The organism is Janthinobacterium sp. DSP2-3-3 (assembly GCF_049897325.1).
GTDB lineage: Bacteria > Pseudomonadota > Gammaproteobacteria > Burkholderiales > Burkholderiaceae_D > Janthinobacterium.
Genome location: NZ_JAFCWA010000008.1, coordinates 37,840 through 49,599, shown reverse-complemented (window position 1 = coordinate 49,599; position 11,760 = coordinate 37,840). Strand labels below are relative to the sequence as shown.

The window sequence follows — 11,760 nt, the reverse complement described above, 5'->3', positions numbered from 1 at the left end:
ATGTAATTTGCTATATTTGTTGACACTTTTGTGAAAAAGCTGAAAGTGGGCGTCAGACCTGCCGACCTATCTATCCACAACAATCAAGGGAATAGAATGAATCGTTTATCACATGCGCGGGTATCGCCCGCCACCGTCAATCCGCCCGCTACCCGCGGTCGCTCCACCGTCTTTGCCGTATTCGCCACCTTGTCCGTGCTGGCCTCGGCGCCGGCCATGGCCGGTGTCCTGAGCTTTGACAACTTGCGCCCCGACGTGTATGCAAGCGGCCAGACGCTCAATACGTCGAGCTACAACCTGCTGTTCCTGGCCGACCCGACCACGGCGGCCGGCGGCGGCGTCAGCGGCGTGGGCGCCATCCTCGATGGCCGCGCGGGCTCGTCGTGCGATATCGCTGCCTGCCCGCAGGGCGCCACCGGCAACTACCTGGCCATCCTCAACGATGGCGGCGTGAATTTCGCGCGTGCCGACCACCAGGCATTCACCCTGGCCGGTTTCGACTATTCCTTCATCGCGCCCGTGTCGGGCTTGCCGAACATGAATTGGGGCGAACTGCAACTGAGCGGCACCCTCAGCAACGGCCAGGTGATCAGCACCTCGCTGGCGTTTCCCGGCCAGGGCAGCGATGGCAATTACCATTTCCAGAGCGCTTCCCTGCTGAGCGGCTTCAGCAACTACGCCTTCACGGGTCTGACCTTCAACGCCTGCATTTTCAATGACACCGGCGCGTGCAGCAATTCCCTCGATTTCCCCGCCTTTAACCAGGGCCAGTTTGCGCTCGACAATATCAATATCAGCGCCGTGCCGGAGCCGTCGACCTACATGCTGATGCTGGCCGGCCTGGGCGCCATCGGCATGCTGTCGCGCCGCCGCGCCGGCAAGTTCGCAGCTTTCACCGTGCAAGGAGCGTGAGATGAAACTACGTCCCGTTTCACTCGGTATCCTTCTGCTGGCCGCCAGCCTGGCGCAAGCGGCGCAGGCGCAGGAACGCCGCTCCTACATCGTGCAGCTGGTCGACAAGCCGGCCGCCACCTACACGGGCCAGGTCGACGGCCTGGCCGCCACCAGGCCGGCCCCGGGCGCCCGCATCGATGTGGGCGCCGCCGATGTGCAGGCCTACCTGAGCTACCTTGACACCAAACAGGCCGCCGTGGCCGGCACCGTCAGCGCGGCTGAAATCACGCACCAGTACAGCGTCGTCTTTAACGGCTTTTCCGCCTTGCTGACGGACGATGAAGTGCGGGCCCTGAAGAAGAACAGCGGCGTGGCCAGCATCAGCGCCGATTCCATCCTGCAGCTCGACACCAGCTACACGCCGAGCTTCCTGGGCCTGGACAAACCGGGCGGCATCTGGGAACAGCTGGGCGGCAAGGCGCACGCGGGCGAAGACATCATCATTGGCATCGTCGACAGCGGCATCTGGCCCGAGAACACGGCCTTTGCCGACCGCCTCGACGAGAATGGCGTGCCCAGCCACAGCGGCAACAACGTCGTGTACGGCGCGCCACCGGCCAGCTGGCAGGGCACATGCCAGACGGGCGAAGGCTTCTCTGCCGACAATTGCAACAATAAGCTGATCGGCGCGCGCTACTACCGTGCCGCCACGTCGGCGCTGCACTGGACGGAATTCTTGTCGCCGCGCGATTCCGTCGCCGGCCTGACGGGGCACGGCGGCCATGGCACGCATACGGCGTCCACGGCCGGCGGCAACAATGGCGCCCTGGCCACCTCGAACGGCGTCTCGCTGGGCAAGGCGTCGGGCATGGCGCCGCGCGCCCGCATCGCCGCCTATAAAGTCTGCTGGACGGCCGCCTCGACGGGGCGCAACGGCTGCGCCACGGCCGACAGCGTGGCCGCCATCGACCAGGCGGTCAAGGACGGCGTGAATGTCATCAACTTCTCCATCGGCCCGAACGCGGGCGGCGGCGCCTTCGACGAACCGACGGAAGTGGCCTTCCTCGGCGCGGCGGCAGCGGGCGTGTTTGTCGCCACGTCCGGCGGCAATTCCGGTCCGGCCACGCCCGCACCCGACGTGCCGGCGCCCGTGTCGCACATCAGCCCATGGCTGGCGACGGTGGCCAATTCCACCCACAACCGCCTGTACGCGGGCAATGTGATACTCAGCAACGGCAGCAAGCTGGAAGGCGCATCGAGCAATGCGAAGACGCCCGCGCTGGCGCTGATCCGGTCGCGCGACGCTGGCCTGGCCGGCGTGTTGCCAACGGATGTCAAGCTGCTGCGCTGCTTCGGCGCGGCCGATGCCAGCTCGGCGTATCTGGACCCGGCGAAGGTGGCGGGCAAGGTGCTGGTGTGCGATCGTGGCGGCAATGTGCTGGTTAACAAGAGCGCGAACGCCAAGACGGCGGGCGCGGCGGGCGTCATCATCGCCAACGTGGCCGGAGGCGCCAATACCATCATCAACCAGGCGCACGCGCTGTCGACCGTGCACCTGGCGCAGGCGCAGGGCGACGCGCTGAAGGCTTTCATGGCGGCGACGCCCGACGGCACGGCGGCCCTGGGCGAAATCCATACCATTGCCGACACCACGGTGCAGGCGCCGATCGTCAGCGACCGGTCCTCGCGCGGGCCGAACGTGGCCAATGCGAACATCCTGAAACCCGACTTGTCGGCGCCCGGCACCAACGTGCTGGCCGGCGTGACGGCCGACCTGACGCAGGCGCAGCGCGATGCCGTGGCGGCCGGTGGCGTGGCGCCGTCGGCCGAGTGGGATTTCTATTCCGGCACCTCGATGGCCAGCCCGCACGTGGCCGGCGTGGCGGCGCTGCTCAAGCAGCAGCATCCGGACTGGTCGCCCGCGGCCATCAAGTCGGCGCTGATGACGACGGCCTTCAGCACCTATTCGGATGGCTTGAACGGTTCCGTGTCGTGGGATGCCACGGCGAAGAACTCGGGCCAGCTGCCGTGGGGCCAGGGTGCCGGCCACATCGCGCCGAACAGCGCGGCCGATCCCGGCCTCGTGTATGACATGTCGGAAATCGACTATGCGCGCTTCTTATGCGGCCTGAACCTGAAGGTCTACAGCGCAGCCACTTGCCAGGCCATCGGCAGCATCGCTGCCTACAACCTGAATCTGGCATCGCTGACGGCGGCCAACGTGCTGGGCACGCAAACGCTGACGCGCACGGTGACCAACGTGGGCGCCAGCGGCGCCGTCTACAACGTCTCGGCCAGCCTGCCCGGCTATACGGTGGCGGTGACGCCAACCAGCCTGAGCCTGGCACCGGGCGCCAAGGGCCAGTTCCAGGTCAAGCTGACGCGCACCACGGCGCCGGCCAATACCTGGACTTACGGCGCCCTGAGCTGGACGGATGGCAGGCACACGGTGCGCAGCCCGCTGACGGCGCGCGGCACCTCGCTGGCCGCCATTTCGCGGGTCAGCAGCGAAGCGGCCACGGGCAGCAAGGTGCTGACTCTGGGCACGGGTTTCACTGGCGCGCTGGTGGGCGTCAAGTCGGGGCTGGTCGAAGCCGTGCGCGAAGCGCGCACGATCGGCCAGGCGACGACCGGCGCCAGCGCATCGGCCGCCTGCAAGGCCGGTGGTGCCACGGGTGTGAACGTGCACAACGTGGTGATACCGGCCGGCACCCTGGCGGCGCGTTTTGCCACCTACGATGCGGAAACGACGGGCGGCGCGAATACCGACATGGACATGGAGGTTTACAACGCCGCCAATGTGCTGGTCGGCAGCAGCGGCAATGAAAGTTCCAATGAGCAAGTGGAATTGCGCCTGCCTGCCGCCGGCACGTACAAGGTGTGCGTGATCGGTTTCGCGCCGCAAAACGGCCAGGCCGACTACAACCTGTCGTCGTGGGTGCTGGCGCCGGGCTTGAACAATGGCAGCTTCAAGGCGCTCATGCCGGGCACGGCCTACACGGGCGGCACCGCATCTGTCTCGTTGAGCTGGTCCAACCTGGCCGAAGGCAAGCGTCACCTGGGCGCCGTCGGCTACCAGGTGGCTGGCGTGGTACAGGGCGTCACGGTGGTGGAAGTCAATACCAATGACCCCGTGCCGCTGTCGCAGAACGCGCGCGGCGCCAAACCGGTGCTGGCTGAATAAACCGTTCCCTGTGTGAACGCAAGGCGTGCCTTCGGGCACGCCTTTTTTTATTCGCTCACCCCCGTTCGGGAGGAATAGCACTTGCATGGCGGTAACGCCCCCGGTATCTTGTCGGATAGCCATGGCTTTGTGCCCTGGCATTCTTGGGGAGTCGCGCGTGACCAGTTTCCGCACCAATACCGACCGCCTGCTGGAAGTGCGCCTGCAGGATGAAAAAGTGCTGGCGATAGCCGGCGCCATGGTCGCCTATACGGGCGCCATCAAATTTGAAAAATCCCTGCTCGGTGGCGAGGGCCTCTTCGGCGCGCTCAAGCGCAAGGTAACGAACGAAGGCATGCAGGTGATGCAGGCCGCCGGCACGGGCACCGTGTTTTTTGCGCAGAATGCGGCTGAGATCACTGTCATGGCGCTGGCCGGCGAAAAGCTGACCATCGAAAGCAGCAGCCTGCTGGCCTATGACACCAGCCTGAAGACGGGCACCAGCTTTGCCGGCTTGCGCGGCGCCAGCTCGGGCCAGGGCCTGTTTTCCACCACCGTCGAAGGTCACGGCAACCTGGCCGTCATTTCGCGCGGCAACCTGATCATGCTGGAAGTGACGCCGGCGCACCCGCTGCGCGTGGACCCGGACGCCTTCGTCGGCTTCAAGGGAGATATCCGCCAGGAATTCGTCTTCGACGTCAACTGGCGCACCATGATCGGCCAGAGCTCGGGCGAATCGTACCAGCACAAATTCACCGGCCAGGGCGTGGTGTTCATCCAGCCCGCCGAACGTTAAGTTAGCGAGGACCCGCCATGCCTGTCTATCAGCAGATTAATGAAAAGATGCTAGAGGTTAAACTCGGCAATGAAGAAGTGTTCGCGCGCAAGGGCGCCATGGTGTCGTACCAGGGCGATGTGGCGTTCAGCCGCTCCTTCCTGGCCGGTCAGGGCGTGCAAAGCCTGGCCATGCGCGCCGTCACGAACGAAGGCTACGCCATGATGTCGGCGCGTGGCACGGGCAGCGTGTTTTACGCGCAGGGCGGCCTGTTCGTCACCATCGTTCCCGTGCGCGGTGAAACATTCTATGTGGAAAGCGATTCCCTGCTGGCCTTCGATGCGCGCCTGACGGCCGGCACCATGTTCCTTGGCAACCAGGGCGGCGTGCAGGGCGTGGTGCGCGGCATGGCCTCGGGTCAGGGCTTGTTTACCACCACCTTGCAAGGCACGGGCGACGTGGCGATTTTGTCGGATGGCAATGCCATCGGCTTGCCCGTCACGCCGGACGTGCCCGTGTTTGTCGACCCGCAAGCGTATATCGGCCACACGGGGCAGCTGAGCTCGACCATCGTCACGGACCTGAACTGGAAAACCTTTGTCGGCCAGGCGTCCGGCGAATCGTACCAGGTGAAGTTTACGGGCCAGGGCACGGTCTACATCCAAGCGAGCGAAAGGTAAGCCATGACGATTTACACTCCCGATACCTTGCCGAAGAACGATAACCTGAACCGTTTTTCGTATGTCATCGACGTCAAGGAACAGATCTTCATTCGCAAGGGCAAGATGATCGCCTTTTATGGCGAACTGCGCTTCGAAGCCATGGGCAGCAGCGTGCTCGATTTGATCGTGCGCAATGCCTTCAATGCACCGAAATACATCCACCACTTTGTCGTGGCGCAAGGCCAGGGTCAATTGATTTTGGGCGATAACGGCAACGACCTGGCGTGCTATGACCTGGACAATGCCAACATGACCATCCGCGCGAAAAACCTGCTGGGTTTTACCAAGAATGTGATTTGCCAGGAATCGACCTTGCCCGGCTATCTGACCATGATAGGCACCGGTAAAGTGATCGCCTCGTCGAACGGCCCCGTGCACTTCCTGGAATTGCCATGCCGCGTGGATGAGCAGGCCGTGCTCGGCTGGGCAGATTGCCCCAGCCCTTCCTACCATTACGATTATGCCCACGTGCAGGGCTGGGCCTCGGCCGCCGGCGCGCTCACGGGTTTTACCCTGTCGGGCGAGGAAAAGCAGATCGACTTCACCGGTGCCGGCACGGTGCTGGTGCAATCGTCCGAGCTGGACGTGACGGGCAGTTCCGCCCTGATGCAACTGCTGGCGCAATTGCCGTTGCTGGGCAAGGAAGACCTGGGTACCTTGAGTCTTTCCGTGCAGCAGCAGATGAAGCAAGAGCGCTAAGTTACACTAAGTTACGCTAAATTAAGTTACGGCCGCGCCCAGCTGGGCGGCCGCTTTTCCAGGAAGGCGGTCACGCCTTCCTCTGCATCCTCTTCCATCATGTTGCGTGCCATCACGTCTCCCGCATACGCATACGCGTCGTCCAGCGGCAACTGGCGCTGCCGGTAGAACATGGCCTTGCCGTAGCGGATGGCTGTCGGGCTTTTTGCCATGATCTGTTGCGCCAGGCGCGCCACGGCTTCGTCGAGCGCCGCGTCGGCCACCGTTTCATTGATCAGGCCCCAGTCGGCGGCCGTGTCGGCGTCGATGAAGCGGCCCGTCACCAGCATGTCGAAGGCCCGCTTGGGCGACACATTGCGCGACAGGGCCACGGACGGCGTGGCGCAGAACAGGCCCACGTTGATGCCGGACACGGCAAAACGGGCGGAGGCGCCCGCCACGGCCAGGTCGCAGCTGGCCACCAGCTGGCAGCCAGCCGCCGTGGCGATGCCATGCACGCGGGCAATCACGGGCACGGGCAAGGCCTGGATGGCTTGCATCACGCGCGAGCATTGCGCGAACAGGGTTTGATAATACGCAAGCTGGCGCGCAGCTTGCATCTGGCGCAAATCGTGTCCCGCACAAAATGCCTTGCCTTCGGCGGCCAGCACCACGCAGCGCACGTGCGGCTGCTGCGCGATGGTATCCAGTGCTTCTTGCAGCGCCGCCAGCATGGCTTCCGACAAGGCATTGAATTGCAGGGGGCGGTTCAGGCGCAGGGTGACCAAGCCACCCTCATCCTCGCGCAGCACCAGCGGCGCTTCCGTGTCATGTGTTGCGGTCATGCGGTCTCCAGTGGCCTGATGGCCTTGTTGTTTTAGGAAATCTTATTTGGCGGCATTGACGCTGCCGATGCCGGCGATCGACTTGTGCACGATCTTCGGCTTGCCGTAATACGTCAGTTCGCCCATGCCGCGCACCACGGCGTTCAGTTCGCCCGAGGAATACACCTTGACGGAACCGATGCCTTCGAAATTGACGTCGACGTTTTTCGCCAGCAAGGCTTTCGTATCGACTTCGCCCACGCCTTGCGCCTTCAGGCGCAGCCAGTCGACCTGACCATCGGCGGCCAGGCGGCCCGCGCCCTTGTAGCTAATGTCGACTCGTGGACCATTGAGCTTGGTCAAGATCTTCTCGCCCGCGCCTTCCGCGATCAGCTTGCGCAAGGTGGGCATGGTGATAATGACCCGCGGGTCGCCCTCCGTTTTCTTGATCTCTTTATCCTTCATGGAAATCTTCAGCTCGCCATCGACCACTTCCGTGATGACGCCGCTGAGGAATTTCTGGTCGCCGCGCAGCAGCAGGGTCTGCTCCTTGCCCGATTCGACTTCGATGCTGATGGGGCCGCGGATGTCGATGGCATTGAAGGCGCCGACCGTGCGGGTTTGCTCGTCGGCATGCGCGAGGGTAGCGATGCAAGCCAGGGACAGGACGGACAACAGGAACAGAGGGCGCATGGCGGTTTCCTTGAGTAGTTGATCAGTGTATTCTATTGTGCAACATCTCCATTGGGGAGAAATTTGCGACGAACTGCACAAATCGCGGCGCGGATGACAGCGGCCATCGGCCAGCCGCGCGCCCGGCCAGACGCCGTTGGTCTATGCTATGGCGTACCGCGTCCTGGAGACCAGATGAAAAATTATCACAAAGAAGATTATCCCGTCGCCGACATCCGCCGTTTCCTTGAACCGGGGCCGGTGGTGCTGGTCAGTTCAACGTGGAAGGGTGAAAGCGACGTCATGACGATGGCCTGGCACATGTTGATGGAATTGTCGCCATCCTTGCTGGGCTGCTTCATTTCCGACGCGAATCACAGCTATGAAATGATCAAGCGCAGCATGGAGTGCGTGATCAACCTGCCCACGGCCGACATGGTCGATCAGGTGGTCGCCATCGGCAATTGCAGTGGCGAAGACACGGACAAGTTCACCGCTTTCGGCCTGACGGCGCAGCCGGCCGAAAAGGTGGGCGCGCCCCTGATTGCCGAGTGCTACGCCAACTTCGAATGCAAGCTGGCCCAGGTGGCGGGCAATCCGAAGGGTGGCTTCTTCATCTTCGAGTGCGTGAAGGCCCACGTGGCCACCTCGCCCAAGCTGCCCGAAACCCTGCACTACCGCGGCAACGGCGAGTTCATGGTGTCGGGCCGCACCATCAGCCGCAAGAGCCTGATGAAGCCTGAAATGCTTTAAATCACTCCCTGTGCCAGCATCGCATCGGCCACTTTCACGAAGCCGGCGATGTTGGCGCCATCCACGTAGCTGACGGTGCCATCGGCGCGCGTGCCGTATTGCTTGCATGCGGCGTGAATGCCTTGCATTATCTGCAACAAACGCGCATCGACTTCTTCGCGCGGCCACGCCATGCGGGCCGCGTTCTGGCTCATTTCCAGGCCCGACGTGGCCACGCCGCCCGCATTGCTGGCCTTGCCCGGCGCATACAGCACGCCGGCCGCTTCGAACGCTTTGGCTGCCTCGATGGTGGTGGGCATGTTGGCGCCTTCGGCCACGCACTGCACGCCATTGGCGATCAGGATGCGCGCGTCGTCGATGTTCAATTCATTTTGCGTGGCGCAGGGCAGGGCGATGTCGACCGGCACATGCCATGGTGACACGCCCGCCTCGAAGCGCACGCCCGTGCGTTCGGCGTAGTCGCTGACCCGGCCATACAGATGGTTCTTGATCTCCATCAGGATGGCCAGTTTTTCCGGCGTGAAACCGCCTTCATCGATGATGGTGCCGCTCGAATCGGAGACGGTGATGACTTTCGCGCCCATGGCCATGGCTTTTTCCACCGCGTATTGCGCCACGTTGCCCGAGCCGGAAACGGAAACGCGCATGCCTTCGAACGAGCGGCCCCGCGTTTTCAGCATTTCCTCGGCAAAATACACGGTGCCGTAGCCCGTCGCTTCCGGACGCATCAGCGAGCCGCCAAAGCTGGCGCCCTTGCCCGTGAACACGCAGTCGGCGCGGTTGCTGAGTTTTTTCATCATGCCGGCCATGTAGCCCACTTCCCGTCCGCCCACGCCGATGTCGCCGGCCGGCACGTCCGTGTCCGAGCCCACATGACGGAACAGTTCGCTGACAAACGCCTGGCAAAAGCGCATCACTTCGCCCGGGCTCTTGCCCTTCGGATCGAAATCGGCGCCGCCCTTGCCGCCGCCCATCGGCAAGGTTGTCAGGGCATTCTTGAACGTCTGTTCGAAGGCGAGGAATTTCAGCACGGACAAGGTCACGGAAGGGTGGAAGCGGATGCCGCCCTTGTACGGCCCGATGGCCATGCTGTGCTGGATGCGGTAGCCGCGATTGACTTGCACTTGCCCATGGTCATCGACCCATGACACGCGGAACATCACCACGCGCTCCGGCTCGATCAAGCGTTCCAGCAAGCCTTGTTCCGCGTATTTCGGGTGCTGTTCCAGGAACGGCCACAAGCTCTCCATGACTTCGGTGACGGCTTGCAGAAACTCGGCTTGACCTGGATTGCGTGCGGCGACATGCTGGACATACTCGTGAGCAGATGCGTATTTCATCAGAATTCCATGGAGGTAATCGGTTATTTGGGCAATGATCATCGCAGATTTCGCACAAAAATGGTGCGAAAATTTGGTTTTGAGGGGTTTCTGCTACATTGTGGTGATTTTTGGGAGGCTCTCCGGCAGAGGGAAAGGGCACTGATCTTGTTGGGTGCAAGTGATGAGGTTGGTTCAGCGCCAGGCCCGGCGAGCCCGATCAGGCCCAGCAGGAAAGGCGAGTCGAGCAAGGCACCGAGGTCCATGTGCATGCCGATGGTGGCCAACAGCAGGTACCGCATGGCCGAGCCATTGGCCGAGGCGCCCGCACCTTCCAGGCTGCGCGCGCTGGTAAAGCTGAGCAGCAAGCCGAAGGTGGTGGCGAGGACGACGATCCAGAAGAAGTTTGACGTCAGCCTGTAATCCTGCAAGCGCCATGTGGCGGGCAGGGTGTTGATCCAGCTGATGATGGGGCCGGCCACGCCCGCGCACCAGAGTGGTGCTTACAAATACCGCGCTAGCAAGGCCTTGTCGAGTGCCCCGTCGAGTTCGATGCGCACGAAGTGGCCGCTGCCGGGCGCGACCTGGATCTCCTTGCCGTCATCACTGAGCATGCGTACTATGGTGAAATCGCGGTTGCCGCCCGGATGCAGGGCCTCGATGCGGTCGCCCACGGCGAAGCGGTTTTTCACTTCCACCCTGGCCCAGCCGTCCGTCACGCCCAGCACGTCGCCCACGTACTGGCTGCGGTCCGCCTCGGAGGCGCCGCGCATGTAGTTCTGGTGCGTTTGCGTGTGGTGGCGCTGGTAAAAGCCGTCTGTGTAGCCACGGTTGGCCAAGCCTTGCAGCTGGCCCAGCAGGCCGATATCGAAAGGACGGCCCGCCACGGCGTCGTCGATGGCCTGGCGGTAGACCTGCGCCGTGCGCGCCGCATAGTACAGCGACTTGGTACGGCCTTCGACCTTCAGCGAATCGACGCCGATCTTCACCAGGCGCTCGATATGCTCGACGGCGCGCAAGTCCTTCGAGTTCATGATGTAGGTGCCGTGCTCGTCTTCGAGGATCGGCATCAGCTGGCCCGGGCGCTGCGCTTCTTCAATGAAATAGGGCTGGTCGGCCAGTGGATGGCGCGGCTGCTGGTGCAGCGCGGAAAACGCATTGTTGTCGGCCTCGGCCAGCGCCTGGTGAAATTCCAGCGGCACCACCTGCATGCCGCCCAGGTCGCCGCTGGCGTCTTCCGTGGCATTTTTCACCTTGTAATCCCAGCGGCAGGAATTGGTGCAGGTACCCTGGTTCGGGTCGCGGTGATTGAAATAGCCGGACAGCAGGCAGCGGCCCGAATAGGCGATGCACAGGGCGCCGTGGACGAACACTTCCAGTTCCATCTCCGGGCAGCGCTGGCGGATTTCCTCGATCTCGTCGAGCGACAGTTCGCGCGACAAAATCACGCGCGTCAGGCCCATGCGGTGCCAGAATTTCACGTCGGCCCAGTTGACGGCATTCGCTTGCACGGACAGGTGCACGGGAATCTCCGGCCACTTGTCGCGCACCATCATGATCAGGCCCGGGTCAGCCATGATCAAGGCATCGGGATGCATGGCGATCACCGGCTCCATGTCGCGCACGTACGTCTTCAGCTTGGCGTTATGGGCGAAGATATTGCTGGCGACAAAGAATTGCTTGCCGCGCGCATGCGCGCCATCGATTCCTTCCTGCAAGGCTTGCAAGGTCGAAAAATCGTTATTGCGCACGCGCAAGCTGTAACGTGGCTGGCCCGCGTAGACGGCGTCGGCGCCATAGTCGAAGGCGGCATGCATCTTGGCCAGCGAGCCGGCAGGCAGGAGTAATTCGGGAGCGTGGCGCATGGAGGAGGGGCAAAGCCGGCGATCTTATGCTGGCTGGCGCCGTATTGCATTGCTTTGGGTCAAGGAAACCCTGATTCCGGGTCGCTGCCAGGCAA

11 protein-coding genes are annotated in these 11,760 nt (G+C 63.0%); 6 read left to right on the top strand and 5 right to left on the bottom strand.

All coding sequences use genetic code 11. The features are described from left to right. The first annotated feature begins 96 nt into the window (after window positions 1–96). From ACP7DE_RS16930 to ACP7DE_RS16910, 5 genes are all read left to right on the top strand, one after another. Window positions 97–912 carry an NF038120 family PEP-CTERM protein gene (locus ACP7DE_RS16930; RefSeq protein ID WP_426073196.1) on the top strand — a complete coding sequence of 272 codons (816 nt, stop codon included), beginning with the start codon at window positions 97–99 and terminating at the stop codon, window positions 910–912. Between the two features lies 1 nt (window position 913). Beyond that, window positions 914–4,078 carry a S8 family serine peptidase gene (locus tag ACP7DE_RS16925; RefSeq protein ID WP_426073195.1) on the top strand — a complete coding sequence of 1,055 codons (3,165 nt, stop codon included), beginning with the start codon at window positions 914–916 and terminating at the stop codon, window positions 4,076–4,078. 121 nt (window positions 4,079–4,199) lie between these two features. Beyond that, on the top strand, window positions 4,200–4,853 hold the full coding sequence (locus ACP7DE_RS16920; protein WP_426073194.1) for an AIM24 family protein: 654 nt from the start codon (window positions 4,200–4,202) through the stop codon (window positions 4,851–4,853). A 47-nt stretch (window positions 4,854–4,900) separates the two neighbouring features. Continuing rightward, entirely contained in the window at window positions 4,901–5,512 is a 612-nt protein-coding gene (locus ACP7DE_RS16915) for an AIM24 family protein (protein ID WP_235211788.1), read from the top strand. Between the two features lie 3 nt (window positions 5,513–5,515). Continuing rightward, window positions 5,516–6,253 (top strand): AIM24 family protein, encoded by a 738-nt coding sequence (locus ACP7DE_RS16910; RefSeq protein WP_426073193.1) that lies wholly within the window; start codon window positions 5,516–5,518, stop codon window positions 6,251–6,253. A gap of 26 nt (window positions 6,254–6,279) precedes the next feature. Here ACP7DE_RS16910 and ACP7DE_RS16905 read toward each other — a convergent pair whose 3' ends face one another. Then, window positions 6,280–7,077: an enoyl-CoA hydratase gene (locus tag ACP7DE_RS16905; protein ID WP_426073192.1), complete on the bottom strand. Its 798-nt coding sequence runs from the start codon at window positions 7,075–7,077 to the stop codon at window positions 6,280–6,282. A 42-nt stretch (window positions 7,078–7,119) separates the two neighbouring features. Beyond that, window positions 7,120–7,749 (bottom strand): head GIN domain-containing protein, encoded by a 630-nt coding sequence (locus ACP7DE_RS16900; RefSeq protein ID WP_426073191.1) that lies wholly within the window; start codon window positions 7,747–7,749, stop codon window positions 7,120–7,122. Window positions 7,750–7,923: 174 nt separating this feature from the next. On the opposite strand from ACP7DE_RS16900, the gene ACP7DE_RS16895 reads away from it, so the two are divergent. Next, on the top strand, window positions 7,924–8,481 hold the full coding sequence (locus ACP7DE_RS16895) for a flavin reductase family protein (protein WP_426073190.1): 558 nt from the start codon (window positions 7,924–7,926) through the stop codon (window positions 8,479–8,481). Here the strand turns inward: ACP7DE_RS16895 and gdhA are convergent. From gdhA to yegQ, 3 genes are read right to left on the bottom strand one after another with little or no spacing between them, the layout of a single operon-like run. After that, window positions 8,478–9,821, bottom strand: a complete 1,344-nt coding sequence (gene gdhA, locus ACP7DE_RS16890) for an NADP-specific glutamate dehydrogenase (RefSeq protein WP_426073189.1) — start codon at window positions 9,819–9,821, stop codon at window positions 8,478–8,480. The two genes, ACP7DE_RS16895 and gdhA, sit on opposite strands and share 4 nt — an antisense overlap. Before the next feature lie 38 nt (window positions 9,822–9,859). Beyond that, window positions 9,860–10,282: a DUF819 family protein gene (locus ACP7DE_RS16885; protein ID WP_426073188.1), complete on the bottom strand. Its 423-nt coding sequence runs from the start codon at window positions 10,280–10,282 to the stop codon at window positions 9,860–9,862. A gap of 21 nt (window positions 10,283–10,303) precedes the next feature. Continuing rightward, the gene (gene yegQ, locus ACP7DE_RS16880) at window positions 10,304–11,665 is read right to left on the bottom strand and encodes a tRNA 5-hydroxyuridine modification protein YegQ (RefSeq protein WP_426073187.1); all 1,362 of its coding nucleotides are present in this window, start codon (window positions 11,663–11,665) and stop codon (window positions 10,304–10,306) included. Between the last annotated feature and the right edge of the window lie 95 nt (window positions 11,666–11,760).